Origin of the sequence: Chryseobacterium sp. G0201 (assembly GCF_003815655.1) — a bacterium.
GTDB lineage: Bacteria > Bacteroidota > Bacteroidia > Flavobacteriales > Weeksellaceae > Chryseobacterium.
The window spans coordinates 4,391,237-4,418,033 of sequence record NZ_CP033917.1 but is presented as its reverse complement, the minus strand read 5'-3'; the positions used below and the strand labels follow the sequence as shown (position 1 = coordinate 4,418,033).

30 protein-coding genes are annotated in these 26,797 nt (G+C 33.3%); 10 read left to right on the top strand and 20 right to left on the bottom strand.

The annotated features are described in order from the left end of the window. The first annotated feature begins 106 nt into the window (after positions 1-106). Positions 107-568 (top strand): Lrp/AsnC family transcriptional regulator, encoded by a 462-nt coding sequence (locus tag EG348_RS19845; RefSeq protein WP_123984678.1) that lies wholly within the window; start codon positions 107-109, stop codon positions 566-568. A 16-nt stretch (positions 569-584) separates the two neighbouring features. On the opposite strand, the gene EG348_RS19840 is transcribed toward EG348_RS19845, so the two are convergent. The 7 genes from EG348_RS19840 to EG348_RS22010 form a co-directional block, all read right to left on the bottom strand. After that, positions 585-1,115: a Crp/Fnr family transcriptional regulator gene (locus EG348_RS19840; protein ID WP_123984677.1), complete on the bottom strand. Its 531-nt coding sequence runs from the start codon at positions 1,113-1,115 to the stop codon at positions 585-587. A 770-nt stretch (positions 1,116-1,885) separates the two neighbouring features. Then, complete coding sequence (nudK, locus tag EG348_RS19835; protein WP_123984676.1) at positions 1,886-2,467, bottom strand: GDP-mannose pyrophosphatase NudK; 582 nt, start codon at positions 2,465-2,467, stop codon at positions 1,886-1,888. A 52-nt stretch (positions 2,468-2,519) separates the two neighbouring features. Next, entirely contained in the window at positions 2,520-3,092 is a 573-nt protein-coding gene (locus EG348_RS19830) for a hypothetical protein (RefSeq protein WP_123984675.1), read from the bottom strand. Positions 3,093-3,113: 21 nt separating this feature from the next. After that, a complete protein-coding gene (locus tag EG348_RS19825) occupies positions 3,114-4,022 on the bottom strand; it encodes a TIGR01777 family oxidoreductase (protein ID WP_123984674.1) in 909 nt (302 codons plus the stop codon). Between the two features lie 26 nt (positions 4,023-4,048). Then, positions 4,049-4,393, bottom strand: a complete 345-nt coding sequence (locus EG348_RS19820) for a hypothetical protein (RefSeq protein ID WP_123984673.1) — start codon at positions 4,391-4,393, stop codon at positions 4,049-4,051. 6 nt (positions 4,394-4,399) lie between these two features. After that, positions 4,400-4,996 carry an HPP family protein gene (locus EG348_RS19815; protein ID WP_123984672.1) on the bottom strand — a complete coding sequence of 199 codons (597 nt, stop codon included), beginning with the start codon at positions 4,994-4,996 and terminating at the stop codon, positions 4,400-4,402. Positions 4,997-5,006: 10 nt separating this feature from the next. Beyond that, positions 5,007-5,141, bottom strand: coding sequence for a hypothetical protein (locus EG348_RS22010; RefSeq protein WP_262696691.1), 135 nt, complete (start codon positions 5,139-5,141; stop codon positions 5,007-5,009). A gap of 277 nt (positions 5,142-5,418) precedes the next feature. Here EG348_RS22010 and EG348_RS19810 point away from each other — a divergent pair, with 277 nt between their 5' ends. From EG348_RS19810 to EG348_RS19775, 8 genes are all read left to right on the top strand, one after another. Continuing rightward, positions 5,419-5,751: a single-stranded DNA-binding protein gene (locus tag EG348_RS19810; RefSeq protein WP_123984671.1), complete on the top strand. Its 333-nt coding sequence runs from the start codon at positions 5,419-5,421 to the stop codon at positions 5,749-5,751. 14 nt (positions 5,752-5,765) lie between these two features. Further along, positions 5,766-6,227, top strand: coding sequence for an HRDC domain-containing protein (locus tag EG348_RS19805; protein ID WP_228414790.1), 462 nt, complete (start codon positions 5,766-5,768; stop codon positions 6,225-6,227). A gap of 154 nt (positions 6,228-6,381) precedes the next feature. Further along, positions 6,382-7,734, top strand: coding sequence for a histidine--tRNA ligase (hisS, locus tag EG348_RS19800; RefSeq protein ID WP_123984670.1), 1,353 nt, complete (start codon positions 6,382-6,384; stop codon positions 7,732-7,734). A 4-nt stretch (positions 7,735-7,738) separates the two neighbouring features. Then, positions 7,739-8,395 carry a GNAT family N-acetyltransferase gene (locus tag EG348_RS19795; protein WP_123984669.1) on the top strand — a complete coding sequence of 219 codons (657 nt, stop codon included), beginning with the start codon at positions 7,739-7,741 and terminating at the stop codon, positions 8,393-8,395. A 69-nt stretch (positions 8,396-8,464) separates the two neighbouring features. Then, complete coding sequence (locus tag EG348_RS19790; RefSeq protein ID WP_123985123.1) at positions 8,465-9,004, top strand: PH domain-containing protein; 540 nt, start codon at positions 8,465-8,467, stop codon at positions 9,002-9,004. A gap of 106 nt (positions 9,005-9,110) precedes the next feature. Further along, positions 9,111-10,085, top strand: a complete 975-nt coding sequence (locus EG348_RS19785) for a PH domain-containing protein (protein WP_123984668.1) — start codon at positions 9,111-9,113, stop codon at positions 10,083-10,085. A gap of 191 nt (positions 10,086-10,276) precedes the next feature. Then, entirely contained in the window at positions 10,277-10,816 is a 540-nt protein-coding gene (locus EG348_RS19780; RefSeq protein WP_123984667.1) for a hypothetical protein, read from the top strand. Between the two features lie 115 nt (positions 10,817-10,931). Then, complete coding sequence (locus tag EG348_RS19775; RefSeq protein WP_185145486.1) at positions 10,932-11,729, top strand: class I SAM-dependent methyltransferase; 798 nt, start codon at positions 10,932-10,934, stop codon at positions 11,727-11,729. 50 nt (positions 11,730-11,779) lie between these two features. Here the strand turns inward: EG348_RS19775 and EG348_RS19770 are convergent, their stop codons facing one another. The 3 genes from EG348_RS19770 to EG348_RS19760 form a co-directional block, all read right to left on the bottom strand. Beyond that, on the bottom strand, positions 11,780-12,016 hold the full coding sequence (locus tag EG348_RS19770; protein WP_123984665.1) for a YtxH domain-containing protein: 237 nt from the start codon (positions 12,014-12,016) through the stop codon (positions 11,780-11,782). Positions 12,017-12,122: 106 nt separating this feature from the next. After that, positions 12,123-12,965: an isoaspartyl peptidase/L-asparaginase gene (locus tag EG348_RS19765; protein ID WP_123984664.1), complete on the bottom strand. Its 843-nt coding sequence runs from the start codon at positions 12,963-12,965 to the stop codon at positions 12,123-12,125. A 98-nt stretch (positions 12,966-13,063) separates the two neighbouring features. Beyond that, positions 13,064-13,951: a cyanophycinase gene (locus tag EG348_RS19760; protein WP_123985122.1), complete on the bottom strand. Its 888-nt coding sequence runs from the start codon at positions 13,949-13,951 to the stop codon at positions 13,064-13,066. 201 nt (positions 13,952-14,152) lie between these two features. On the opposite strand from EG348_RS19760, the gene cphA reads away from it, so the two are divergent. Then, complete coding sequence (cphA, locus tag EG348_RS19755; RefSeq protein WP_123984663.1) at positions 14,153-16,783, top strand: cyanophycin synthetase; 2,631 nt, start codon at positions 14,153-14,155, stop codon at positions 16,781-16,783. 49 nt (positions 16,784-16,832) lie between these two features. Here the strand turns inward: cphA and EG348_RS19750 are convergent, their stop codons facing one another. From EG348_RS19750 to EG348_RS19705, 10 genes are all read right to left on the bottom strand, one after another. After that, positions 16,833-17,291, bottom strand: coding sequence for a hypothetical protein (locus tag EG348_RS19750; protein ID WP_123984662.1), 459 nt, complete (start codon positions 17,289-17,291; stop codon positions 16,833-16,835). A 23-nt stretch (positions 17,292-17,314) separates the two neighbouring features. After that, positions 17,315-18,499 (bottom strand): hypothetical protein, encoded by a 1,185-nt coding sequence (locus tag EG348_RS19745; protein ID WP_123984661.1) that lies wholly within the window; start codon positions 18,497-18,499, stop codon positions 17,315-17,317. Positions 18,500-18,674: 175 nt separating this feature from the next. Next, a complete protein-coding gene (locus EG348_RS19740) occupies positions 18,675-19,508 on the bottom strand; it encodes a type 1 glutamine amidotransferase (protein WP_123984660.1) in 834 nt (277 codons plus the stop codon). 35 nt (positions 19,509-19,543) lie between these two features. After that, the gene (locus tag EG348_RS19735) at positions 19,544-20,662 is read right to left on the bottom strand and encodes a carboxylate-amine ligase (RefSeq protein WP_123984659.1); all 1,119 of its coding nucleotides are present in this window, start codon (positions 20,660-20,662) and stop codon (positions 19,544-19,546) included. 29 nt (positions 20,663-20,691) lie between these two features. Then, the gene (locus EG348_RS19730) at positions 20,692-21,645 is read right to left on the bottom strand and encodes a RimK family alpha-L-glutamate ligase (RefSeq protein ID WP_123984658.1); all 954 of its coding nucleotides are present in this window, start codon (positions 21,643-21,645) and stop codon (positions 20,692-20,694) included. A gap of 51 nt (positions 21,646-21,696) precedes the next feature. After that, the gene (locus tag EG348_RS19725; protein WP_123984657.1) at positions 21,697-22,410 is read right to left on the bottom strand and encodes an alpha/beta hydrolase-fold protein; all 714 of its coding nucleotides are present in this window, start codon (positions 22,408-22,410) and stop codon (positions 21,697-21,699) included. Positions 22,411-22,458: 48 nt separating this feature from the next. After that, the gene (locus EG348_RS19720) at positions 22,459-22,737 is read right to left on the bottom strand and encodes a hypothetical protein (protein WP_123984656.1); all 279 of its coding nucleotides are present in this window, start codon (positions 22,735-22,737) and stop codon (positions 22,459-22,461) included. An 8-nt stretch (positions 22,738-22,745) separates the two neighbouring features. Beyond that, positions 22,746-23,957, bottom strand: a complete 1,212-nt coding sequence (locus tag EG348_RS19715; RefSeq protein ID WP_123984655.1) for an acetyl-CoA carboxylase biotin carboxylase subunit family protein — start codon at positions 23,955-23,957, stop codon at positions 22,746-22,748. Between the two features lie 141 nt (positions 23,958-24,098). Next, positions 24,099-25,514 (bottom strand): leucyl aminopeptidase family protein, encoded by a 1,416-nt coding sequence (locus tag EG348_RS19710; protein WP_123984654.1) that lies wholly within the window; start codon positions 25,512-25,514, stop codon positions 24,099-24,101. A 5-nt stretch (positions 25,515-25,519) separates the two neighbouring features. Next, positions 25,520-26,641, bottom strand: coding sequence for an alpha/beta hydrolase (locus tag EG348_RS19705; RefSeq protein ID WP_123985121.1), 1,122 nt, complete (start codon positions 26,639-26,641; stop codon positions 25,520-25,522). Positions 26,642-26,797: the final 156 nt, after the last annotated feature.

The following is a 26,797-nucleotide window of genomic DNA, read 5'->3' as shown; positions in this document are numbered from 1 at the left end:
ATTGGTTTTGGTTTAAAAATTAAGGATAATATTTTGTTTAAATAATATTTAATGGGTATTTATTCTGTAAATTTGAAAAAATTAATCTTAAAAAGAATATTATTCTGTGGAAAGACTGGATGAAAAGGATCTTCAACTGTTAAGAATCCTCCAAAAAAACGCAAAATTGACTGTAAAGGAGTTGGCTAAAGAAGTTAATCTTTCACCATCACCTGTTTTTGAGCGAATGAAAAGGCTGGAACAAGACGGTTATATTAAACATTACGCAGCCGTTTTGGAAGCCGAAAAATTGAATCGTGGTTTTACCGTTTTTTGTCAGGTCAAACTGAAAATTCATGACCGTTCTGTAGGAAATGAATTTGTCAAAGATATTTTACAGATCGATGAAGTGGCTGAATGTTATAATATTTCTGGAGATTTCGATTTTTTACTAAAGGTTCAGGTAAGGGATATGAAACATTATCAGGATTTTGTGTTCAATAAGTTGGGCTCTGTAGATTCCATCGGAAGTACGCATAGTACTTTTGTGATGGCGGAAGTGAAGAATATTTATGGGGTGAATATTTAGAAACTTTAAAATTTAATCATCTTCTACTCCTGATCCTACTCAAAGACACAGAGGTAATCCCCAAATAAGAAGCAATATAATGCTGCGGAATTCTGCGGATAATCTCAGGTGATTCCTCAAATAATTGATTGTATCGCTCTTCAGGGGTATCTTTTATTCTTGAAATAAATAGTTTTTGATATTTTAAAAGTCTTTGCTGCAAATTATTGTAATAGAAATCTTTGATGTAAGGATTGTTTTCCATTTTTTGTCTGAACTCTTCAAGAGAAGCACTGTAAACTAGGACAGGTTCTATTGTTTCAATGTTATAAAGACTTGGCGAACTATAAAAAAGACTTTCCCAGGACGAAATAAAAGCGCCTTCAAACATAAACTGAAAGGTGATTTCCTTCCCGTCATTATTGAGCCAGCCTCTCGTAACTCCCTTTTCAACGTAGTAAAATTTTCGGGCGATCTTGCCTTCTTCGATCAGCAGTTCCTTAGCTCCGAATTTTTCCTGTTCAAAATCACTGAGTATGATAGAGAGAATTTTTTCATCAAGATACATAAGTGCTTATTAGTGAATTGTCTATACGAAATTAGTCATTTTTTGGTCACTATTTAATGACTGCTCATATTTAGAATCATTTAACTTAAGTAATTGCTTACTTCAATTAAATTTTGATCAGGATCGCGGAAGGATACGGATCTCTAAAACGTTTTTTTTCGAAGAGACCGATCGGTGAAAGTTATTATGGAATTGAGAAAAAATTATTTAAGATAATGTACATTTATTAGTCCTTTATTAAAAGTTACTTTAACAGTATCCTTGTTTTTAAATTCAAAAATAGATTTTAAATTTTTTCTAATTCTACTTTTATTAATTTTTTCTAAATCATCTGTATCGTGAATAGACTCATTACTATTTAACCAAAAGATTTGATTCTCTTTATGATTAATTACTTGATAGGTTTTTACAATTCTTGATCCTTCCGTTATTGAATTTATGTAAAGTATTGAGTTATCAATAAGGTTGTGTACTCCGAAATAAAAACTACTTCCAAAGATTATAAGAGCTAAAATAATTACTGGAATTTGATCTAATTTAAGTGATTTTTTTATTTTGAAAATAATTATTGTTGCAATTATTACAAAAATTGATAAAGTGTATTTCCAAGAATAATTTTAAAAAATTTTTAAGTCATCATATAGGTATTTTTCTTTTATAATAGGCTTTAATACAAAGTCTTGTAGAGAGAATACGATAATGAAACAGAGGATGACTATTACATTTCTTTTTGAAAATTTGGGCATTAATTTTAAGGTAATATTTAAATTCTACATAATATTTTTCACCCTCACATGCTGCAACAGCATAATCGTCTTAGCATCCTTGATCTCGCCAGAATCTATCATCGCTAGGGTTTCATCAAAAGAAAGCTCTAAAACTTCAATATCTTCTCCTTCCTCCTCAAGTCCGCCGCCGTCAGTGGTTTTCATTTCCTTAGAATATTCAGCTATGAAGAAATGTAGAATTTCAGTTACTGAACCTGGCGACATGTAAGATTCAAAAACTTTTTCAACTTTTGAGATCTTGTAGCCGGTTTCTTCTTCGGTTTCCCTTTTTATGCATTCTTCGGGATTGTCGTTGTCTAATAATCCGGCACATGTTTCAATAAGCATTCCGTCTGAGTTGCCATTGATGTAAGTAGGTAATCGAAATTGTTTAGTCAAAATAACAGTATTTTGATCTTTATTATAGAGTAAAATTGTAGCCCCATTTCCTCTGTCATAGGCTTCACGGCTTTGAATCTCTGAGGAGCCGTCTCTTTTTGTTTTTTCGAAGGTGATTTTATTTAAAGTATACCAATTGTCCGATAAAATTTCTGTTTTTAAGATCTTTACTTTGCTATTTTGCATTAGAAATGTTTTCTATATTAATTTTTTGATGAATAATGGATTTTAATATCCATTATAATTGTTTAAGATAAGTTAGTTTAGAATTCTTAATAAACTCTTCAGAAGAAGTCTCTTTTGTTGCACCTTTATTTGTCAATTCGATGATGTAAATAGGCGTTCCTGGAATTTTACTGTCATTACAGACTAACTTAAATCTCTTGATTTTTGGATCTGTACTTAAAGAAACGAGTTCATCAGAACTGTTGATCCTCATATTATTTACATCAAAAGAAGCGCGTGGATCTTTTTGAAGTTTCAAATATCTTTTTTGAGTTTTATCGGTCGTTTCATCCAGAAATTTTTCCATTTGATAATCGGTCAGAAGTTGAGGATAAATAATGCCTTCCTGTAAAAGTAATTTTGTTGTTTTATCAGGTTTGTTGTAATTAATAATCTTCTCATCAAACTGTACAAAATTATCTTTAACCGTTATTTTACCTTCAAATTTTTTATAGTTTTTCTTTTTGTAATCATTCTTAAAATGCTCAATAATTGCTTTTTCTTTTGAACTTGACGTTTCTTTTTTCTGAGCAAAAGCCGTCATAGATAATGATAAACAAAGACCTAATGAAAATAGCAGTTTCATAAATTTCGTTATTTTTTTAATTTATTTCTTTTTTAACAGATCTTCCAACGCTCCCTTCAAATCTGTGAATTCAAACTGAAATCCTGCATCCTGAATTTTTTGTGAAGATGCTCTAGAACCTTCCAGCAAAGCGTCTGCCAATTCTCCAAATATCAATTTTAAAACAAAACTCGGAACATTTGGCATAAATAATGGCTTTTTAACCACTTCTGCAATTTTCGTAGTTAAATTTTCGTTTGTTGTATGTTGTGGTGAGTTGGCATTGTAAGCGCCTTCTATATTTGAATTTTTTAAAGCAAATTCATAAATAGAGCAAATATCCTTCACATGAATCCAAGGCATGTACTGTTTTCCGCTTCCGAGAGGCGAACCGATACCCAATTCTATCGTAGGCAACATCTTTTTTAAAGCGCCTTCTTTTTCTGAAAGCACCACCGCTGTACGTATTTTTACAACTCTTTCAGCAAGATTCTGTTCTTTAAAATCATCAGCAGATCTTTCCCAAAGAACAACAACTTCACTTAGAAAATCATTTCCGGGTGCGTCATCTTCTGTGTAAATTTTTTCTGTTGTTTTGGTTCCGTAATAATTAATTCCTGAAGCTGAAATGAAAGATTTAAGTTTACTATTTTTTTTCCTTAAAGTGTCTAAAAGCAATTTTGCAGAATCTACACGGCTTGAAATTAACTCTTTCTTTCGATCATCAGTCCAGCGTTTTTCGGAAATGTTGGCGCCAGCTAAATGAATAATATGGGCTACATTTTCAAAGGCAGATTCATCGATCTTTCCATTTTTTATGTCCCATTCATAATCATTATCGCGCTTTTTTTTTCGGGTTAAAAATCGGACGGAATATTCTTTTTCAAGCTTTTTTGAGAGCTCTTGGGCAACCATTCCATTGGCTCCTGTGATCAAAACAACTTCTTTCATAATAATTAAATTTAGTTTGGTATCGATTATGCTTGATTTTTTACAATTAAAACAAAATCATCTTCCAGCAATTTATAGCCGTAATCATAGATGAATTTGTATTCGGAACCATTTTTATATACTTTTATATTGGTGAAATAATCAAAATCAAAACCCAAGCCAACTAATTTAGGTTTAGGAACTTTAGTTTTACCGTCAACATTGATTTCTCCTAAGATCCGGTAATTTTTGCGAAGTTTATTATTTACATTTCGCATAAAATTATTAGAATCTTTATTCTGCTTATTGTTATAGGCATTTCGGCAGGCATCGTTGCAGAATTTTTTATCTGACCGACCGATAATTTTTTCGCCACATTCAAGACAATCCATAATTTTTTACTTTTTCATTCTGTGTGTATGTTTTTTTCTTAATAATTTGATCAGCCTGTTGTGGGTAGGGTAGCTTCTGTTTGCCGTGAGATTGTTGAAAAATAGTGCAACAATCAATAATATAATACAACCCGACAAAACAGGGGAAATCACGTACCAATACCCTAATTCAGGGATCTTTCCGGTTGAGCTTACAGCGATCAAAGCTGTTGCACCGCCCGGTGGATGCAGAGTTTTCGTGTATTGCATTAATATGATCGAAAATGCAACTGCTAACGGAGCGGATAACCAAATAATATCAGGGACAATTTTATAAATCGTAACGCCGACAATGGCAGAAAGTACATGACCGCCAATTAAATTTCTGGGCTGTGCCAACGGACTTTGAATGGCTCCGTAGATCAACACACTTGATGCCCCAAAAGAACCGATCAGAAATACATTTTCCGCCTGTAATAACTGATAAGACTGGATGAATGCAATAATTCCAATTCCAAAAAATGCTCCTAAAAACGACCAGAAATGCTCTTTATAATCAACCAGCGTTTCTTTATAAATCACATATTTTGAGACTCTGAATGTTCTTTTTATTGTCTTCTTCATTTATTCTTCTTTATTTTTTATAATTTGAATTAAATTTTCTGTGAAAGGTTGTATTTTTAAGAATAAGTTCAGACTGTCTTTTACCATATTCAATGATCTGATCGAGGTTTTTAACTTGTGTTTCTTCATCAAAAATCCATAGCATATTCGGGAGCTTCTAATCTGAAAATATTTTCTAGTTCAATCTCGCGCGCTTTTTTGCCAATCCCAAATTGAGAAGAAACTCAAAAATATTGATATCCCTTTTCATATCATAATCTTTATTCAAATATACATAATTATCCGATTGTAAACGACTACAAACGAATTTAAATAGTTTTATACCGATTCTGATTTTCAATTTCTACAATCTTTGCCATAGAGATTTGAGAAAACAGTGAACGTCTCTTATCTGAATTATTAATCTTAAAAATTATAAAGTTATGTCACTAAGAAACAAAGTAACCCTGATCGGTTATACAGGGAAAGAAGTAGAAATTGTAAACTTTGATAGTGGGGCTGTAAAGGCAACTGTGTCTTTAGCAACAACTGAGCATTATACCAATGCAAAAGGTGAAAAAGTAGAAGAAACACAATGGCACAATCTGGTGGCTTTCGGGAAGGTTACAGAGATCTTTCAAAAATATGTTCCCAAAGGAAAAGAGATCGCTATTGAAGGAAAATTAACGTACAGATCTTATGATGATAAAGATGGAGTGAAAAGATATATTACTGAGATTAGAGTAGATGAGATCTTATTATTAGGAGGCAAATAACAGTAAAAACACAAATGATGAAAGTAAAAGTTTTTAAAGTAAGGTTACCTGAAGAATTTCTTTATCAGGATCAGGAAACGCTTGACCGTTTTCTTGAATCTCATGAAATCATTAAAGTAGAAACTGCATTTGTATCTGATGAAAATTATTGGTCTGTTATTCTATATTTTGAAGAATTAAGGCTAAAACAAACTTTAAATATTGTAAAAGAAACCAAAACAGCCAAATATTCTCTCGAAGATGATACACTTAGCTACGATGAAGAGAAAATTTTAGATGCCTTAAAGTTATGGCGCTCAGAAAAAGCAAAAGAACAAAATCTGCCTACATACTTTATTGCAACCAATAAAGAACTAATGTCTGTTGCCAAATATAAGCCCGCAAAAAAAGAAGAGTTACTCGATATCAAAGGTTTCGGAAAACATAAAATTGAAAATTATGGTGAAGAAATATTAGAAATTCTCGAAAGTATCTGAATTTTTCATAGATCAACAGAACACAAATGATGAAAATAAAAATGAGAAGTCGGAGAATTCATTCTTCGACTTTTTTATGAAGTTTAAAAAGTCCTTTCAATTCCTTATTTTTGCAAGACTTATCAATTATTAATCATCATTTATCAATTATAAAATGAAACCAAGTTTAGCAAAAGGGACGAGAGATTTTACAGCAGAAGAAGTTTCAAGAAGAAAATATATCATTAATATTTTACAAAAGAACTTCGAATTATTTGGATTCCAGCCATTGGAAACACCAAGCTTTGAAAATCTTTCAACATTGACAGGGAAATACGGAGAAGAAGGAGATCGCTTGATTTTTAAAATTTTAAATTCAGGAGATTATACCTCTAAAGTAAATCAGGAAGATTGGGATAATAAAAGTCATCAAAAACTTACGTCTCAAATTTCAGATAAAGCTCTTCGTTACGACCTTACCGTACCTTTTGCAAGATTCGTAGCTATGAATCACGGGAAATTAACTTTCCCTTACAAACGTTACCAGATCCAGCCGGTTTGGAGAGCAGATCGTCCTCAAAAAGGAAGGTTTAGAGAGTTTTATCAGTGTGATGCAGACGTTGTAGGAAGTGAAAGCCTTTTTCAGGAAGTAGATTTGGTTCAATTATACTTAAAATCATTTGCGGACTTAAAAGTTCCTGTGACAATTCATTTAAACAACAGGAAAATTCTTTCCGGTTTAGCTGAATATGCAGGAATTACAGATAAATTGATTGATTTCACCGTAGCTCTTGATAAGCTTGATAAAATTGGAAAAGAAGGTGTTGTTAAAGAATTATTAGAAAGAGAAATTTCTCAGGAATCGATTGATAAATTAGATTTCCTATTCACTCAATCTGATGATGCGCTTGAAAATCTACTTCAATTAAAAGAAAAGTTTGTAGGAAATGAAGTTGGAACAAAAGGAGTTGAAGAATTAGAATTTGTTTTAACAAAATCTATAAGTCTTGGTGTTGATATCCAGAATCTTGTTTTTGATATTACATTGGCGAGAGGATTAGATTATTATACAGGAGCAATTTTCGAGGTAAAAGCTGATGAAGTTCAAATGGGTTCCATAGGCGGCGGCGGAAGATATGACAATCTTACTGAAGTTTTCGGAGTAAAAAATATTCCGGGAATAGGAATTTCTTTCGGTCTTGACAGAATTTATCTTGTTGTAGAAGAACTTGGACTTTTCCCTGAAGAAGCTACCTCTAAAGTTGAATATTTGTTTGCTAATTTCGGAGGTGAAGAAACGTTGGAAGCTTTAAAATTGATCATGCAGTTAAGAGAAAAAGGAATTTCAGCAGAATTATATCCCGAAAATGCAAAAATCGGAAAACAATTTACCTACGCAGAAAAGAAAGGAATTAAAAACCTTGTTTTCTTAGGCGAAGAAGAACTTAAAAACGGAAATATTACTTATAAAGATCTTGCAGCCGGAGAACAGAAAACGGTTTCTTTGGAAGAGTTTTTAGGTAATTAATAAAATGCAAAAAGAAGTCTCCAAAGACATCATAGAAAAATGGTTAAAAGGCTGGTCTTTGTCAAGAGATCTGCCTTTGCCATTCCCATATAAATCAGGTTTTAAAGTAAATGTTAATGATGAAAAACAGAAAGCACGTTATGTTTTTTCTGAACTTAGCGAAGATTTTTTTCAATTAGCAGAATCTATTGATGAACCTTGGATTTTTCTAAAAGTTTGTGTTGGTTTCGATAATTTTAAAGATGAAATTTCTGAAAAATGGGAGCTTCAGCCACAAGGTTATATGATGTATTGCTTTCATCAGATGAATATTCCTGATATCAATCTTCATCAAAACTATAAAATAGAATTTGAAAATTATAACTCAACGTTTGTCATTCGAATTGTTACCAAAAATAACGAATACGCTTCAATAGGAAGAGTTGTTATTGTTGATGATCTGGCGATTTATGATAGAATCTCAACAGAAAATCATCATAAAAGAAAAGGTCTGGCCACTTTTGTAATGAAAGAACTTGAAAAAATCGTACTATCAAAAGGGATTTCCAAGAATTTTTTAGTGGCAACTGAACAGGGTAAATCTTTGTATGAATCATTAGGTTGGGAGCTTTATAGTCTCTATACTTCGGTTGTTATTCCAACTGAAAAATCAAAAATTTAAGGTGAATTCAATTATATTTGAGGAAAATAGTAATTTAGGTTCATAAAATTATTTTAAAACTAAAAATACATGAGCGAAAAATCAAGACTTTACGAAATAAAAGATGAACTAGAAACACTAGACATCAATCCTACAATTTTTGCCAGAAAAGAAATCCGCGAATTACCGGAGATTCTTTCTAGAGATGAGAAAATAGTTTATCTCGTTGAAGGTAGAAATAAAACGACCAAACATCACATTATTTTGGTGGCTACCGACAGAAGATTGATTTTTGTTGATAAAGAATTCATGTACGGATTAAAAGTTGAAGACTTTTCTTATGATAAAGTCAGTTCAATTCAATATGAAAAAGAATTCATGCTGGCTTCAATAGACATTCATATTTCAGAAAATATTCTTGAGATCGATGGAGTAGGAAAGTATTATGCAGAGCTGTTTTGCGAAAAGGTAAGAAACTTCATGGCTCGTCCGAAAGAAGCTTTTCAACCTAAAAGTGAACCTACAGTTTTAGATCAGTTGGAACAGTTAGGAAGATTGAAAGAAAGTGGAGTTTTAACGGAAGAAGAATTTGCAGAACAAAAGCAGATACTTCTTGAAAAACTTAAATAAATTTTCTCATTCAAATAAAAATTAAACACAAATTCGTAATTTGGATTATTCTTATGGAGTTTACGCTCCATTTGATATAATTTAAAACTATAAAACCAAAAACCAGATGGATATCATTTGCGCATTATGCGGAACCCCCTTAACGTCGATGGATACACTTTTGGGCGAAAATAAACTGTCGGACGGCAGTATTTTATGCAATAAATGCTTCAATAAAGCGACAAATATTAATAAAGACCTTGTAAATTCAATTGGAAGTTTTAATCTTGCTGAAGTAAGAGGAATTATTCTTGGCGGAAAAATTGACGATTTCGAAGAAAATATTGCTACACCAGTTCTTGAAACCCAAAAAATGGAAACACCGGTCAATACTTTTTTTGATCCGAACAGTTTTCAGGATTACGATCAGCCTACAAGACTTGATAATATCAAAGATCAGATCGTTGCCCTTAATGCTAAACTGAGTATTTTCGTAGACAGTGAAGTGAAAGAATTAGTGAATATATTGGATAATGGAGAAAAAATTGTCGCTATTGCAGAAGGAAAATACTTAGGCAATAACCGTGAAGGTATTGTTTTTTCTACACAAAAAAGAGTCGTGTTTATCGATAAAAAATTCTTTGGAGGTGTTGTGGAAAATGAATTTATGCATGATAAAATTACTTCTATAGAATATGATTCGGGTATTCTGACTTCTTCAATGAAGATATATACACAAGGTTCAACTGCAGAATTTAAATTATATAATAAATGTGCAGCCAAAGCTTTTTGCGATGGAGTAAAAGAGTATATCGGTCATTCCGGAAAGGTACAGCAGCAATCATTTAAGCAAGAAAGTATACAGATTTCTATAAATGATCATTCATTTAGCTCTCAAAAACACTCTTCACCATTTGATATATTTAAACAGGTTATTTCAAAACCTGAACAAACACCTGAAAAAGCAACGGAAGATGTAAAAAAAGAACCCGCTGAAGCTATTTTTGAACAATTGGAAAAGCTGGGAAAACTAAGAGAAATGGGAGTGTTAACAGAAGCAGAATTTGCTGAACAGAAAAAGAAATTATTGGAAAGATTATGATAAAATCATTTATTATTAGGTTGATCAACGGAAAATGGTATTCGGCACTATTGATTTTTACAATTTTCACCATCTTTTGCTGGCTATGCCTTATTGCTCTCCCGGCAAAAGCAATGATATGGGGTTTATTTTTTTCTTTGCCGTTTATTGGATATTTCTTTTGCTTTATTTTGGGTATCGCGAAGATGTTCATGAAAGAGTTTAAAGAAGGAATTAAACAATGTTTTTTTACCGTTGTTATTTCAATTGTGGCAATGCTTTTCTTTACTTATTTTCTTCCTACAAGTCCATATAAAGAATATAAAGGTGATGCGAAGAACCCGAATAACGTAAAAACTGAAATGCCTTTAAAATTAGCTCTTAATGAAGAAAAACCCTTGTTTAAAGTTGAAAAACCGGATGTCTTCTTATATGATTACTCCATGCCGGGCAATTATAAATATCAGGTTTTTCTTAATAAAATAGAGAAAGGAAAAGTATATTTAAAAATGTTTGACCTTGTTACAAACAGAATTCTTTCGGAAAAAGAAATCAAAAAAGAATCTCAAATGGAAGTTTACAATCCAACAGATGAATTAAAAGAGTTTGGATTAAGTACTCGATTAACTGTTAAAGAAGGAGAGTGGGGAGATTATTACGGAAGTAGAGTTGAGGTTTGGTTTCAGCCGGATGACAGTACTCAGCCTGAAAGAAAATTAATCACAAAAAATTATATTATTCAGGGTAACTAGAATACTTAAAAGAATAACCATCTATTTTAACCACAAAGGTCAGAGAAGTTTTATGCGAAATTTTATGACTTTTGTGGTTAATTTATTTTAAATATTTTAGCTTAAAATTAAAATCATGGAAAATTATCTCGAAGTAAATAAAAAATCCTGGAATGCCAAAGTAGAACCGCATCTGAAGTCGGATTTCTATTTTGTGGATGAATTCTTAAAAGGAAGAAATTCTCTTAACTCTATTGAGCTTGATCTTCTAGGAGACGTAAAAGAAAAAAGTATTTTGCATTTGCAGTGTCATTTCGGGCAGGATTCTATTTCGTTATCGAGATTAGGTGCAAAAGTTATTGGAGTAGATTTATCTGATAAAGCAATAGAAGCCGCCAACGATCTCGCCAAACAATGTGGAAAAGATACAAAATTTATTTGTTCAGATGTTTATGATCTTCCGAATGTTTTAAATGAAAAATTTGATATCGTTTTTACAAGTTACGGAACCATTGGCTGGCTTCCTGATTTAGATAAATGGGCGAAAGTTATTAATCATTTTCTAAAACCTGGAGGACAATTTGTAATGGCAGAATTTCATCCCGTTGTTTGGATGTTTGATGACGATTTCAAAGGGATTGCTTATAATTATTTTAATGAAAAACCGATTGTAGAAACCTATGAAGGAACGTACGCTGATTTTTCAGCAGACATTGTTCAGGAATACGTAATGTGGAATCATTCATTATCTGAAGTGCTTCAGAATTTAATTAAAAATAACTTAATGATTGAAAATTTTCAGGAATTCGATTGGTCGCCATATCCTTGTTTTAAACATGTTGAAGAGTTTGAAAAAGGGAAATGGAGGATTAAACAATTCGGAAACAAAATACCAATAGTTTATGCCCTGAGCACACAAAAAAAGTCATCGTAAAATATTCTACGATGACTTTTCTTATATATGAATGTTAAAAAAAACTAGTCTTAATTTAAAGAATCTTCAGCTTTTGTTTTCGCTTCGTCTAATTTTGCCTGAGCCTGAGAAGCTACATCATTGGCTTTACTTTTAAGATCACTTCCCCATTTATTAAGGTTGTCTTTTGCAGTGTTGATTTTATCTTTTACTGCTTGTTGCTCCTCTGGAGTAGATTTTTTGTATTTCCAATATGCTAAAGCTCCTAATCCTAATAAAGCAAGTATACCATTTGTTTTGTTTCCCATGATTTCTATTTTTTTGAATGTTGTTATTAATACTAAAATTTGTTATTAATAAGTATGTAAAATACGTGCCAAAAAAATAAATTCAATTATAAATTTATGTTAAAATTTAATTGAAAACTTCAAAATTTTCTCCATCAAAACTTGCGAATACCATTGTAGGATACGAATCCTGATGATAGATATTTCCTTCTTTATCAATGGCAATGGCGCCTGCAAAACCATCAATTGTTTTTAATTCTTCAAAAGTTTTATTAAAGGCATTTTGAAGGCTCATTCCGTCTGTGACTCTTGTTACAATTTTGGTAGAAGTAGCATTGCTTACAATATCTTCTCCAACGCCTGTACAGCTTACAGCGCAGAAAGAATTGGCATAATTTCCGGCAACGGTTGCAGAGTCAGAGATCCTTCCTGGGATTTCAAAACCTTTTCCTCCGGTTGAGGTTGCAACGGCTAATTTTCCGTTTTTATCTAAAGCAACACATCCCACAGTTCCTTTTCCGCCGTTATTTAATTTGGCTTCATATTCTTTTCTGCGTTGAGGTATTTCAGTAGAAAAATTCTCAAAACCGTGTTCTGTAGCATAATTTTTTGCTCCTTCACCTCCTAAAACTCTGTCATCTTCCTTCATTAAGTCTTTAGCAACGAAAATCGGATTCTTTACATCCTGAATATTGATAACACCACTTAATTTCTGTGTTTCACCATCCATAATGGCAGCACTCATACGAATTACTCCGTCACTTTGGATCTGAGAACCGATTCCTGCATTGAATAATTCATCATTCTCCAAAAGAGAAACGGCGTAAGCCACCGTATCAAAAGCAGAATTTGACTGTAAATATTCAAAAGCTTTTTGAGCTATATTTTTTAACGATTCTTGCTTCGCTGTTTTTACTTCATGGCTCTGATCACTTTCTGAGAAGAAACCGCCGTGTATGATTATTTTCATAAAAATATAATTGATAGTTGATAAATGATAATTGATATTTTGACGAAGTTAATTTATTTATCAACCAAAATCATTGATCAATTATCATTAATCATTTATTATTTATCTTGTGGGATCGGGTTAAATTGAGAATTTTCAATCGTCAATGTCTTAGTTGTCAAGTCATAATGATCATTCATCGACATTACATGAACGGTCAAATTATCAATAGAAATAGGTTCTCCAAGATTGATATTGGTAAGATTGGTATCTTTAATAAACCTTCCGTCAACAATAATTACAAGTCCTGAACCTACGGCAGTCATCGTATCATTATGTATGAAAAGTCCGGTATCTTCACCTAAACCAATTCCCAATGTTCTCGGATTATTAACAACGGCCTGAAATAACCGACCGATTCTTCCTCTTTGTACAAAGTGTGTATCGATGATTACATTATCAATTAAACCTAAGCCTTGCGTGGTTTTTATTTCACCTTTCAGCAACGCTTCAGAACTGCTTCCCTGATAGATCATATTTTCAGAGGCGGCAGCGGCTCCTGCAGAAGTTCCGGAGTAAATAAAATCCTGCTCCTGATATTTTAAGAGAATGGTATCATGAAATCTTGTTCCTCCAAGAATGGAAGTCAGTCTTAGCTGGTCACCTCCGGTAAACATTACAACATCGGCAGCATTAGCTCTGGCAACCATTGCGTCAGAATTGGCCTCCTCACGGTTGTGAATGTCAAGAATGTTTACGTTTTTAGCGCCTAAGAATTCAAAAGCTTTTTTGTATTCGGTACCAACGATCTGCGGGATCTGAGATGCGGTAGTAATAATTTCTATTACAGAATTTTCTTTAAGCTTAGATTCATTAATTATCTTTCTTAGAATACCTCTTTCAAAGAAATTGAGGTTCTTTTCTATATTCTGATCGTAATCGGTTTCAGCAAAACTGCCTTTATTTACAGCCCCTCCGATAACAATTAATTTTCCAACGGGTTTCATCATAGTGTGCAAATTTAAAAAATTATTAACATTTAGCGAAATCTATACCACATTTTAATTGATCCTGAGTATTTTAGAATTATTAATAATTTTCAATTTTATTTTGAGAAATCTACAAGTGTGGTATAGTTTTGTTTATGGTTTTACATTATCTTTGATTCTGGAATATGTTATCATTAATAAGAAAAATGCAAAATGTCTATGAAAATTGAGAAGATACAGGCTTTACGTGGTCCTAATATTTGGAGTATAAGAAGGAAAAAGCTGATACAGATGAGGTTGGATCTTGAAGAACTGGAAAATTTCCCTACCAATAAAATCGATGGTTTCAGAGAAAGAATAGAAAAATTAATGCCGTCTTTACTTTCACACAGATGTTCTGAGGGCGTAGAAGGAGGTTTTTTTCACAGAGTGGAAACCGGAACATGGATGGGGCACGTCATTGAACATATTGCTTTGGAGATCCAGACTTTAGCAGGAATGGATACAGGATTCGGAAGAACACGCGAAACAAAAAGTCCCGGAATTTATAATGTAGTTTTCGATTATATTGAAGAAAATGCAGGGATTTATGCAGCTGAGCAGGCCGTAGAAATTGCAGAAGCTTTAATCGAAGGTAGAGAATACGATCTTAATGCTTGTATTCATAGGCTAAAAGAGATCAGGGAACGTGTTCGTTTAGGTCCGTCAACGGGAAGTATTGTTGAAGAAGCGGTTTCAAGAAAAATTCCCTGGATCAGATTGGGTACAAATTCTTTGGTACAGTTGGGTTACGGAGTCAATCAGCAGAGATTTCAGGCTACAATTACAGGTAAAACAAGCTCAATAGCAGTAGATATTGCATGTAATAAAGAATTAACCAAAAGAATGCTTCATGATGCTGCAATACCAGTTCCGATCGGTGATTTGATCGTTGATGAAGAAGGATTGGAAAGAGTTATCAGAAAAATCAATTATCCGATTGTGTTAAAACCTTTGGACGGAAACCACGGAAAAGGTTCATCCATCAATGTAAATGATTGGGAAGCTGCAAAAATTGGTTTAGAACATGCTCAGAAATATTCAAAAAAAGTAATTGTTGAAAAATATATTACAGGATATGATTTCAGAGTTTTAGTAATCAATAATAAAATGGTTGCTGCTGCAAGAAGAGTTCCGGCTCACGTTGTTGGAGACGGAGAACTAAACATTCAGCAATTAATTGAAAAAGAAAATAAAGATCCAAGAAGAGGATACGGTCATGAAAATGTACTGACTGAAATTGAAGTAGATAAAGATACCACAGAACTTCTTGAAAAACTTCATTATACGCTTGATACGGTTCCTCAAAAAGGAGAAGTTGTATATCTAAAATCAACAGCTAACCTTTCTACAGGAGGTACATCTATTGATGTTACCGACATGGTTCACCCGGAAAATATCACCATGGCAGAAAGAGTTTCCAAGATTATTGGTCTGGATGTCTGCGGAATTGATATTATGGCTGAAAACCTTACACAACCACTAAAAGAAAGTGGTGGAGCTATTATTGAAGTTAATGCTGCTCCGGGTTTCAGAATGCACCTTGCTCCAAGCGAAGGTCTTCCGAGAAACGTTGCTGCTCCGGTTGTAGATATGTTGTATCCGGCAGGAAAACCATTTACGATTCCGATCATTGCAGTGACAGGAACTAATGGTAAAACAACCACGACAAGATTAATTTCTCATATCATTAAAAATAACGGTTTTAGAGTAGGTTTCACAACTTCAGACGGTATTTATATCCAAAATACAATGTTGACGAAAGGTGATACTACAGGACCTCTTTCAGCTGAATTTATTCTGAAAGATCCAACCGTAGAATTTGCTGTTCTAGAAACTGCCAGAGGTGGAATTTTACGTTCTGGACTTGGTTTTTCTCAATGTGATATCGGGGTTTTAACCAATATTACGGAAGATCATTTAGGTTTGAATGATATCCATAATCTTAAAGATTTAACAAAGGTAAAAAGGGTTGTTCTTGACAGCGTAAAGAAAACGGGCTGGAGCGTAATGAATGCGGATGATGAATATTCTATGAGAATTGTGAATGACTTACAAAGTAATGTAGCAATTTTCAGTATGGATGAAAACAATCGTCATATAAAGAAATTCGCGAAAGAAGGAAAAATTACCTGCGTTTATGAAGAAGGTTTTGTAACCATTAAAAAAGGTGACTGGAAGATCAGAATCGGAAAAGCAAAAGATTTCCCGATTACGATGGAAGGGAAAGCTAAATTCATGATCGAAAATGTTTTAGCGGCAAGTTTAGCATGTTATCTTCAAGGGTTGGGAATCGAGGATATTTCAAACTCTTTGAGAACTTTTATTCCGAGTGCACAGCTTACACCAGGAAGACTGAATGTTTTCAAGTTTAAAAATTTCAAAGTTTTAATTGATTTTGCTCATAATCCATCCGGATATGAAGCGATTGAAGATTATCTTAAAAATGTAGAATCTACCAAGAAAATTGGTATTATTTCCGGAGTTGGAGACAGAAGAGATGAAGATATCAGGCTGTGTGGTAAAATCGCCGGAAGAATGTTTGATTATATCATCATCAGAAACGAAAAACATCTTCGTGGAAGAAAAGAAGAGGACATCAATGCATTGATCATCGATGGTATTAATGAAGCCGGAAGAGATGTAAGCTATGAAATTATTCCTAAAGAAATTGATGCTTTAAAACATGCAATGGGAATGGCTGAAGAAGGAGCTTTCATAACGGCTTTAAGTGATGTGATTTCTAATGCAATCGATCTGGTGCAGGAATATCAGGCGAGGGAATTGCTTGAGGATGATAAGTCTTTTTAATCAATAAATTTTCAAAATAAAAAACCTCCAAAATTTTGGAGGTTTTGTTCTATAGATTTTCCCAAGATTTTTTAATCTTTTGCATTTTTATAAGATAAAAATATAAAGGAATTAATTCTAATCTTAATGTAAAGCTAATATTTGAAACGGTAAATGGAATGATAAACATCATAATTCCACAAATAATAATGCCAACAATTGCATCAATTATTGCGGCTTTTGGAGCCCATTGTTGTTCAAACCAAAGTCCGTAAGCAACAATTCCTTTGAAAATAAATAGAATACTAATTAAAAATCCTGTTAATGTATAAGGATGCTGTGTTTGAATTCCATAAAGTGACAAGCTGATGTTGGTTAAAAATGACCCGCAAATCAAGATTAAAACAGCTATAGCTCCTCCAATTAAAAAGAACCAAGTGAAAATTTTAATCCATACAGGTAATAAACTTCTTCTTCGTACAAAATTACTTTTTACATCAAACTCTTCAAAAGCTGATTGTTCTTCCATTGTATATTAGTTTTTATAAAATATTATTCTTCCACAAAAAATGCATTAGAACTTCCGATCCAGATTGCATCTTTCTTGTTAAAATCAACATTTACCATGGCGGCTTTTGTCATTCTTCCAAGATTTTCCAATAGGATTGGGCGTTCGTCATTTTCTCGCCAAATATACAATAATCGGATTTCTGCTTTTGAAAATTCTCCGTTGATATCTTCAAAAAGAGGAGCATAAGTCACTTTTCTCTGTAAAATATAATTTTCTTTATCCTCAATGGCATCTGTGATTTCTTTTGTTGGATCTAAATTAACTCCACTACCTGCAAATGAAAATAAAGGTTTTAAAACAAAATTTTCAAGATTTTCGCTTTTTGGAAATTCGTGCAGGAAATAGCTTTTTGGAACAAATTGATGTTTCAGCATTGGCAAAAGAAACTTTGAAATTTTAAAGAACCAGTTTGGATGCGTAACCCAGGTTACGTCTACATCTTCACGGAAATCAAATTCAGTTTTAAGATCAGGAATTCGGTCTAATTCATCAAAAATCACTCTATTATAAATTCTCTTGATCTCAACTAATTTTCTGTCATTTTCATAGAATAGCTTTCTTCCCTGTTTCTTTACTTTCGTTAAACAAACGGTTTTTATTCCTAATAATTTCTCAGTAAGAATAAAATCGATTAATGTTTTTTGTTTTTCAGGGAAAATTTCAAGAAGAATTACATTTTCAGGATTTTCGTTTCCTACAATCAATTCTTTTACATAATTTCTGAATTCCTCATGAGGCATTTTGTTTTTGATCTCATTTAAAAAAGGATAAACCTCGCAAAATGTATCTTCAAAAATCTTTTGAAAAGCATACAATGATGGAAAGGCTTGAAGCTCTATTAATTGAGGTTCTATTTCTCCATTTTCACTTTTACAGATTCCAAAATCTATGGTAAAAAAATGAGGTTGATTAGTGTCATTCGGAACTTTACAGTTTTCAGGAATGGCTTTTTGCAATGTTTCAGGCGATAAAGCTTTGATCTGATCGATAATACTTTCGCTTGCGCCAATAAGCTTGTCTTTAAATTTATTTGAAAGAAACATTGGACTTTCGGAAATTCTGAAAGAAGTCTCAACACCACTTTTTTGTTTTAAAATCTCTTTAAACTGCTCATATTTTTCCTGAGAAAATTCCTGATTAAATTGTTTTCTGTATTTTGAGACCATATTCTTTTTCTTTGTGATTTTAAAAAATCGAGCAATATTGCTCGATTTCTGTTTTGATTTTTGTTTAATTTTTGAGATGCTTCGACTTCGCTCAGCATGACAACGCTACCAAAATGACATTTAGTATTAGAAATGTCATGCTGAGCGGAGTCGAAGCATCTATAATTTAGAGTTGTTAAGCCATTGCTTCAATTCCCTTCAGAACGTTTTTTTTTGCAAATTTCAAAAACCTTGGAAGAATCTGAGCCTGCGTAAGAACGATTTTGTCTTCATCATCCATTCTGTCTACAGTTTCAAGATATTTTTCCATCCCGAAATTCTCGATCATGGCTTCTTTGTTCTTTTCATCTTTCAGATTTTCAACCATCCCTTCAGGATTAGCTTCCGGATGGAATTGAGTTCCGAAGATCTCCTCTGAAAAACGAATCGCCATAACAGCTCTTTCAAGATTGATATGCGGACGGAATTTCTCAATAGCAACGATTTTCATTCCTAATTCATTGAAACGCTCATGATTTGGTTCAATAAATTGAAACGCTCTAGAATCTACGGCGTAGAAAGGATCCGGAAGATTTTTAAATAAAAATTCCTGTTCACCTTCATCAGTTTTATGAATCGGCATTACTCCGAAAGAATAAGATTTTCTTTTGCAGATATTACCCAACTCCCAATGAATACTTGCCAATTGGAATGAATGGCAAATCAGGAACATATACTTTTTATAATCATTATATTTATTATGATTATAAACCGTATCCAGAAATTCTGCAAATTTATCTTCCCATTCAAGACCTTCTCTGTGAGGATCTCCGGGACCTCCTGATGAAATGAAAATATCAAAATCTTCAATATTTGGAATTTCATTTTTATGTCTTACATCAAAAGTTTTGATGATAACATTTTCTTCAGAATTTTTTTTGAATGCTTCCGAAATCTCTCGTATATTTTTAAAGCCTTGATTTACCTGATTGTTATTCATGTCCAGCAAAGCGATTCTAATATCCTTCATACTACTTCATATTTTTTACAAAGTTATCAAAAATATTATGAAACAGTTTGCCCATGTGTTATTCCGTACTCTGTTTCTGAGATCATATAATCAACAACTTTAGTAAGATCACCTGTTTCTTCATAGACTTTAAGCTGTCTGTCGGCACCTGTTCCGTTTTCAAGAATTGTCCATGCATATTCAACTTCTTTTCTGCATCCTAACTCGTCCACAACATCATCAATGAACTCAAGCAATTCTTTTAATAAATCAGGATAAGGAACAGATTCTTCTTTACCAAAATCAATTAAATGTGAATGTATTCCGTCTCTGGAAGCTCTCCATTTATTTTCATTTAATAATAATCTTCTATAACTTCTGAAACTTAAATTCTGCTGATGTAATTTGTAAATTTTAGCCACTAAACTTTGCATAATAGCAGCAAGACAAACCGTTTCTTCAATTCTTAAAGGCATGTCGCAAATTCTGAATTCAATCGTTGGATAGAATGGGTGAACACGCAAATCCCACCAGATTTTCTTGGCATTATCAATCGTTCCCGTTTTAACTAAAAGATCAACATAGCTGTCAAATTCTGCTAATGAGTTGAAATAACTAGGAATTCCTGTTCTTGGAAATTTAACGAAAATTTCCTGTCTGTAAGATCTAAACCCTGTATTTCTGCCGATCCAAAATGGAGAATTAACAGACAGCGCATAAACGTGAGGAAGGAAATAACGCATAACATTCTGGATTCTTACGCCTTCTTCACGATTTGGAATTCCAATATGAACGTGAAGCCCGAAAATTAGATTTCCGCGGGCAACATCCCCCATATCATCTACAATTTTGTTGTAGCGTTCGCCATCTGTGATGGTGTTGTGCTCCCAGTTTGAAAAAGGATGTGTTCCGCCTCCTGAAACGCGAAGTCCCTGTTCGTGAGCGGTATTAATAAGGTGTCTTCTTAAATTTGTAAGCTCAGCTTGTGCTTCCTGAATGTTCTGGCAGATACCCGTTTCCATTTCAATCATAGATTCGTGCATTTCGTGCTTTAAATTTTCACTTAAAACAGCTTTTCCGCCTTCAATAATTTTCGAAACATGAGAAACCAAATCGCGGCTCTCAACATCTATAATTTGATATTCTTCTTCGATACCAATAGTAAATTGATGCATTTTTTTTCGGTGTTTTTTATTTTAATGTCTTATTTTACTGAATCTTTTACGAAAGTTCCCCAAGAAATGTTTGGTTTTCCGGGAACATATTCTTTTGCTTTTTCAATTGCTAATTTAGCAGAATGTTCAACGATCCATGCGAAGTTTTCTTCACCTACAGAGTTTCTGTCTGCATCCGGAGCCGGGTTACAGAAGTCGATTGCGTAAGGAATTCCGTCTCTGATAGCAAATTCTACCGTATTGAAATCATAACCTAAAGCCTGATTCATTTTAATGGTATAATCGTGAATTGTTTTTAATAGTTTTTTTAGTTCTTCACCTTCTGTCTGATGCGTAGTTGCATATCTTAAATGATGCGCATTTCTCGGCTCGTAAGGCATAATGTGAACATATTTTTGTCCAAGACAATAGACTCTGTAATAATCTTCAAAAACGATCTCTTCCTGAACCATCATGACCAATTGTTCAGTTTCGCTCAGCTTATTCCAAAGATCTTCCGGATTTTCTACTCTGTAAACGCTTTTCCAACCGCCGCCGTCATGAGGTTTCATGTAAGCAGGGAAACCAACGTATTCGAAAATATATTCCCAATCGTGAGGGAATTTCAGGTTTCTGAAAGATGTTTCTGAAGTATCTGTAGGTCTTTCATGCGAAGGAAGCAACACTGTTTTCGGAAGAGGGATTCCCAGCTTAGACATCAATGCATTATTGAAAAACTTCTCGTCTGCACTCCACCAAAAAGGGTTGTTGATAACGTAAGTTCCGTTCAATGCTGCATTTTTAAGATAAGCTCTGTAGAAGGGAACGTCCTGCGAAATTCTGTCGATGATCACTGCATAGCCATAATCTGCACCTTGCTCCAATTTGTCAATGGTTACAGGTTCAGCAATGATTTCTCCGCCTCCTAATTCATTTACCTTGTCAATGAATGCCCAAGGAAATGTATCTTCCATCCCGAATAGAATTCCAACTTTTTTTACCATAATTGTTGTTTTTTTAATGTTGTATATTAATATTAGATTGTACTTTAAAATTTAAGAGAAAAACGATCCTATAAACGTTGGAAAAACCAATCGCCAAAGCGGCCAGTCATGGTTGATCCATTTTCTCTCGTCGTACCAGAAATCAATTCCTTTTGAGGTTAAAATATCAGCCATTTCTAAGTTTTTGTCCTTACAAATGTCCTGATCTGAAGTGCTTAAAACAATGTGCATGTGTTTGTATTTCCAGGCTTCATCATTTTTAACGAACTCTCTCGGACAATTGAAATATACCAATTCATCAGAATATCCGTCCATAAAATTTCGGATACTGAACGCTCCTGAAAGGCAGAATAAATGTGAAACGACATCAGGAAATCTGAAAGCAAAATTGGCAGCATGATAGCCCCCAAAACTCGCTCCTGCAACCGCTACGCGATGCGTATTATGAAGTTTTTGGATGTAGGGCACAAATTCCTGAATCAGAAACTGTACATACAATTCATAATTTTTAATCCTTTGTTGTGGAGATATTTTTTCGTCATAGAAACTCCAGCCATCGATGGTCTGGATATTGTAAAGTTTTACTTTTCCCTGTTCAATAAACCAGTTGATGCTTCCATTAAGATGAAAATCGTGGTTTTGAGTATATTGTCCCTGCGAAGTCGGAAACATGATGATGGGATGACCATAATGTCCGGTAACCTCTACTTTAAGGCTTGTTCCTAATATATTTGAATAGTAATCAGTATGTTCTATCTGCGGCATTCTTTTTCTTATTTGGGTTTTAATATTTTATTTAATTAATATCTGTAATTATATGAATTTCACAAATTCAATTCCGCCAAGTCGTTCATCTTTTAGAATATCAAGAACGATTGTTCCTAATTTGGGATGATCAAAAACAATATTTTCTTTAAACTGCCATTCTGCATCGGGTTTATTAGCATTTTTTGAATCTACGAATCTGTAATATGCCTTACTTTCCCAATTTCCGTTTTTGGCATTTTCTAAAGTGTTTTTTAAACTTGATTTTTCCGGAATGTTTATTTTTATGAGATCAATAACTTCTTGAATATTAATATCTTTATTCATAAATGATTTTATGAGCTTGGTTTACTTTTTGGAGGAAGGATATTCAGTAATTCGGCATGGATTTTTTTCGCGGCATGATCCAACCTTTCCTGTACAATGGTAGAATCGTTTGATTTATAAACAATGCCAACATGGTAATCTATTGGTAAGAATTTTACAACTTCTTCACATTCAAATTGATTGTAATCAGGTTCTTTATCTTTAATTAAAGCAACAATTAATCCTGAATAATATCCTGTAGGTTTAGAAACCTCATATTTTTTACCTTTCAGAAGAGCGTCTTCAATTTTTGCCCATTCTCTCCAGATATTGATATTGCTTGAAGCTTCAACTAGATCAGGAATATGCGCACCTCCAACTCTTGACGAAGTCTCAAGAAAATAGTATTTTCCATCATCTTTACTTCGGATAAATTCTGTGTGAGTGGCACCATAAATCAATCCAAAACTCGAAAGAACTTTTGCATTAACGTCATCCAAAGCTTTAAATTCATCAGAATATCTTCCTAATGTTTTTGTTCTGAAAACACCACCTTCATGAGAAACTTCCATTGGCGGAGCAAGATATTTTGAAGCGGAAGTGAATACTATTTCTTTATTAAATGTTAAACTGTCAACGTGATAAACATCTCCGGGTTTAAAACTTTCTAATAAAAATAAATGACGTTCTTCTCCAAGCTCGTTTAAAGCTTCCCAAAGTTGTTCTCTATTTGTAATTTTTTTAATTCCTGATGCGGAAGCTTCCGATCGTGGTTTCAAAACCCAAGGTCCCGGAATTTTGTCAACGAAACGATTAACCTCATCATTATTAAAAACTGCAGTAAACTCCGGCACATTGATTCCTGAATCTTTTGCCTTTTGTCTCATCGCCAATTTATCTCTGAAATAGCGATGAGTGGTCTGCCCCATTCCCGGAATACGGAAAGTCTCCCTGATAAGCGCTGCTTTTTCTACATCATAGTCGTCCAAAGCGATCACTGCGTCTACTTTTCTGGTTTTCATCAAATGTGAAAATCCCTGAATAAGATGATCTAGATTCCAGACAGAAGGTTTCAATTCGGGCATGTAAAATACCTCGTCAATGGCTTCCCACGGCCAGTTTTTTTCCTTAAGATTTTCGGATGTCACTAAGATTATTTTATTACCGAGCTTCTTCATTTCTTCCATGAAATCATAGCCCTTGTAATAGCACGAAATACATACTATTGTTTTCTCCTCCATATAATGTTTTTTTAATTTTGATGAATATTCAAAAAAGAAAGCGATTTTTTATTGATTAATTAATGTTAAAAACCATCTATCAGTATGTATTTGAAAATTCTTATATCAATTATACAGAGAATTTTTGTAATAAACTAATTTTTAGTGATAATTTTCGATTAAATCAGCTAATAATTGCACTCCAAAGCCTGTTGCAGCCTTTTCTTTGGCATATCCAACGCTTCCAAAAGCTACTCCGGCAATATCTAAATGTGCCCATTTTGGATGATTTTCGATGAATTGTTCCAAAAATTTAGCTGCAATAATGCAGTCTCCAATAGGCTTCATAGAAATGTTCTTCATATCTGCTACATCAGACTGTATATCGTCTTTCCAGATATCCCATAAAGGCAGATTCCATAGTCTTTGATTAGTTTTATCGCCTGTTTTTATCAAAAGATTTTTTAATTCTTCATTATTTGAAAACATCGCTCCACAAGTATCACCAAACATTCTTACCGAACTTCCAGTTAATGTTGCAAGGTCGATCATGAGGTCGGTTTTGTAGTTTTTGGCCATGTAAGAAAGCCCGTCTGCGAGGATCATTCTTCCTTCTGCATCGGTATTCAGAACTTCGATTGTCTTTCCGTTATAAGCTGTAATTACATCACTTGGTAAGAATGCATTTTGGGAAATTGCATTGTCTGTAATCGGTAAAATGGCAACAATATTTACAGGAAGTTCCATTTCTGCAGCATAAATTAGAGTTCCTAAAACCGCCGTCGCGCCGCCCATATCAGATTTCATATAGTGCATATTGTCAGGATTTTTCAGAGAAATTCCTCCTGTGTCAAATAATACACATTTGCCTACCAAGCCAATGGTTTTAGCATTTTTGGCTGTTGTTTTATACTCTAAAATTGTAAAAGCAGCATCGTAAGCACTTCCTTGATTTACAGAAAGATAAGCCCCTAAACCAAGTTCTTCACATTTTTTTCTATTGAAAACTGTGTATTTTAACTCATGTTTCTTTGCTAAATTTTTAAGGTATGCATTAAAAATATCGGGATTTTTAAGATTGGCAGGTTTGTTCAACCAATCCTGACAGGCAATTTGTCCGTTACATAAAGCTTCGGCCCTTGCACTAATTGAATCTAATTTTTTCTGACTTACATTTTCAAAATGAATTTCAAACTTAGCATTCCAGAAAGGATGATTTTTTTCGAAAGGGTAGTTGTAAGTTCCTATTAACAAACCTTTTGCAAATTCTTCAAATTGTTTTTCATTAAGAAAATCAGCCAAAACTAATGTAGGAACTGCCTGAAGATTCTTTTTTTGAGTTTGAGAAAATTTGTTGGCAACTTGCTGAATTTCAAAATTCTGAAGACTTGATTTTCCAAGACCGATAAAGTAAGTAATGCCTTCTTCGTGGGCGTTTACAAAGATTTTGTTCTTCTTTCCTGTGAAAAAAGATGAAATATTTTTATTGAAATTTTTCCCAATTTTCGCCCATTCTTCTTCTGTGAATAATTGGAAAACCTGAGTATATGTTCTGTTTTTTTTATTAATTAGTTTCATAAATTTTAATTTTTAATGCTTTTTTGTTGAGGCTTTACTTCTACAGGATTTTCCCTGTTGTCGTAGAATAGCCATTCGATAGCTCTTGGGAATTCCTGCGACCAGTAAAATTCGTTGTGAGTACCTTCTGGATTTATATTAGTTCTGAATTCAAAATCAAACAGATTTTTTTTCTCCCATCTTTTTAAATATTCTTCAAAAACATGGATTCTTTTTACCATTTTTGATCCTTCCTGAGCGCCACCATATAAATAAATTTTTGTTTTAAAAGGTGTCCTGAAATTCATCATCGGGAAATTATTATTGGGCTCAACCCAAAGGGATGGGGAGAAAATCAATAACTTAGAATAGACTTCAGGATAAAAGAAACCACTGTAAATACTGATTAAAGCTCCAAGTGAGCTTCCTCCGATTCCAGTATTGTTTCTGTCCTTTTTGGTACGGTAATTTTCGTCAACGTAAGGTTTTAACGTATCCGCGATAAAACGGATGTACTTTTTCCCCTCAGAACCATTAGCTACATTATCATTATCGAAAATATATTCTTTAATTCTTTCTTCACTTCCGTGTTCTATGGCGATCACAATAACATCTCCACGACCGTATTCTGCAAGAATTGAGAGTTTCTTATCAATTTCCCAGTTTCCGTATCCGCTTCCTTCATTGAAAAGATTTTGAGCGTCCTGAAGGTATAAAACAGGGTAACTTTTCTCAGAAGTATAATAATCATAAGGCAGCAAAGCCCAAACTTTACGATAACGCTCAAGTTGCGGAATATAAAATTTCTCCGAAATAATTTCTACAATCGGGAAAAACTCTTTTTTGAATGGTCCCCAATTCAGTCTCCATTTTTCAATAATATCGGAAGTTTTCCCTATTGATTTATCGATTTTTCGGTTGGGAGTAATGTTTCCGTATTTGTCGAGTTCTACGTTTTCCCATCCGCCTTTTGTGAATTTGTATTCAACTACGGAAGGCAGAATCTGATCATCAATTTCGATGAAATACCTGTGTGGATCGAGTTGTTTAAGCTGATAGTTGTAATCTTTAGGATTCCATTTATTGAAATTTCCTGTGATGTAAATAGGTCTATCGTCACTTTCTTCAGTATAAAGTTCAAACTTCATCATGTGTGTAATAAATATTAACCGCTAAATTTATAAAAAATCTTTTTATAGCAATCTTTTAAATTAATAAATAATACGATTTAAAAATTTATATATTTGGTACACAAGGGTGTGAAAAAGATTAACATAATAATTATTTCAACAATAATTAACGCT

Coding starts and splice junctions, on each gene's coding strand:
- cphA (WP_123984663.1), top strand. CDS start 14,153: ATGAAAATTGAGAAGATACAGGCTTTACGTGGTCCTAATATTTGGAGT.
- EG348_RS19765 (WP_123984664.1), bottom strand. CDS start 12,965: ATGAAAATAATCATACACGGCGGTTTCTTCTCAGAAAGTGATCAGAGC.
- EG348_RS19785 (WP_123984668.1), top strand. CDS start 9,111: ATGGATATCATTTGCGCATTATGCGGAACCCCCTTAACGTCGATGGAT.
- EG348_RS19745 (WP_123984661.1), bottom strand. CDS start 18,499: ATGGTCTCAAAATACAGAAAACAATTTAATCAGGAATTTTCTCAGGAA.
- EG348_RS19810 (WP_123984671.1), top strand. CDS start 5,419: ATGTCACTAAGAAACAAAGTAACCCTGATCGGTTATACAGGGAAAGAA.
- EG348_RS19740 (WP_123984660.1), bottom strand. CDS start 19,508: ATGAAGGATATTAGAATCGCTTTGCTGGACATGAATAACAATCAGGTA.
- EG348_RS19795 (WP_123984669.1), top strand. CDS start 7,739: ATGCAAAAAGAAGTCTCCAAAGACATCATAGAAAAATGGTTAAAAGGC.
- EG348_RS19705 (WP_123985121.1), bottom strand. CDS start 26,641: ATGAAGTTTGAACTTTATACTGAAGAAAGTGACGATAGACCTATTTAC.
- EG348_RS19710 (WP_123984654.1), bottom strand. CDS start 25,514: ATGAAACTAATTAATAAAAAAAACAGAACATATACTCAGGTTTTCCAA.
- EG348_RS19770 (WP_123984665.1), bottom strand. CDS start 12,016: ATGGGAAACAAAACAAATGGTATACTTGCTTTATTAGGATTAGGAGCT.
- EG348_RS19750 (WP_123984662.1), bottom strand. CDS start 17,291: ATGGAAGAACAATCAGCTTTTGAAGAGTTTGATGTAAAAAGTAATTTT.
- EG348_RS19815 (WP_123984672.1), bottom strand. CDS start 4,996: ATGAAGAAGACAATAAAAAGAACATTCAGAGTCTCAAAATATGTGATT.
- EG348_RS19840 (WP_123984677.1), bottom strand. CDS start 1,115: ATGTATCTTGATGAAAAAATTCTCTCTATCATACTCAGTGATTTTGAA.
- EG348_RS19825 (WP_123984674.1), bottom strand. CDS start 4,022: ATGAAAGAAGTTGTTTTGATCACAGGAGCCAATGGAATGGTTGCCCAA.
- EG348_RS19730 (WP_123984658.1), bottom strand. CDS start 21,645: ATGGTAAAAAAAGTTGGAATTCTATTCGGGATGGAAGATACATTTCCT.
- EG348_RS19720 (WP_123984656.1), bottom strand. CDS start 22,737: ATGAATAAAGATATTAATATTCAAGAAGTTATTGATCTCATAAAAATA.
- EG348_RS22010 (WP_262696691.1), bottom strand. CDS start 5,141: ATGCTATGGATTTTTGATGAAGAAACACAAGTTAAAAACCTCGATCAG.
- EG348_RS19830 (WP_123984675.1), bottom strand. CDS start 3,092: ATGAAACTGCTATTTTCATTAGGTCTTTGTTTATCATTATCTATGACG.
- EG348_RS19760 (WP_123985122.1), bottom strand. CDS start 13,951: ATGAAACCCGTTGGAAAATTAATTGTTATCGGAGGGGCTGTAAATAAA.
- EG348_RS19735 (WP_123984659.1), bottom strand. CDS start 20,662: ATGCATCAATTTACTATTGGTATCGAAGAAGAATATCAAATTATAGAT.
- nudK (WP_123984676.1), bottom strand. CDS start 2,467: ATGCAAAATAGCAAAGTAAAGATCTTAAAAACAGAAATTTTATCGGAC.
- EG348_RS19820 (WP_123984673.1), bottom strand. CDS start 4,393: ATGGATTGTCTTGAATGTGGCGAAAAAATTATCGGTCGGTCAGATAAA.
- EG348_RS19780 (WP_123984667.1), top strand. CDS start 10,277: ATGAAAGAGTTTAAAGAAGGAATTAAACAATGTTTTTTTACCGTTGTT.
- EG348_RS19725 (WP_123984657.1), bottom strand. CDS start 22,410: ATGCCGCAGATAGAACATACTGATTACTATTCAAATATATTAGGAACA.
- EG348_RS19790 (WP_123985123.1), top strand. CDS start 8,465: ATGAGCGAAAAATCAAGACTTTACGAAATAAAAGATGAACTAGAAACA.
- EG348_RS19805 (WP_228414790.1), top strand. CDS start 5,766: ATGATGAAAGTAAAAGTTTTTAAAGTAAGGTTACCTGAAGAATTTCTT.
- EG348_RS19715 (WP_123984655.1), bottom strand. CDS start 23,957: ATGGAGGAGAAAACAATAGTATGTATTTCGTGCTATTACAAGGGCTAT.
- EG348_RS19775 (WP_185145486.1), top strand. CDS start 10,932: ATGGAAAATTATCTCGAAGTAAATAAAAAATCCTGGAATGCCAAAGTA.
- hisS (WP_123984670.1), top strand. CDS start 6,382: ATGAAACCAAGTTTAGCAAAAGGGACGAGAGATTTTACAGCAGAAGAA.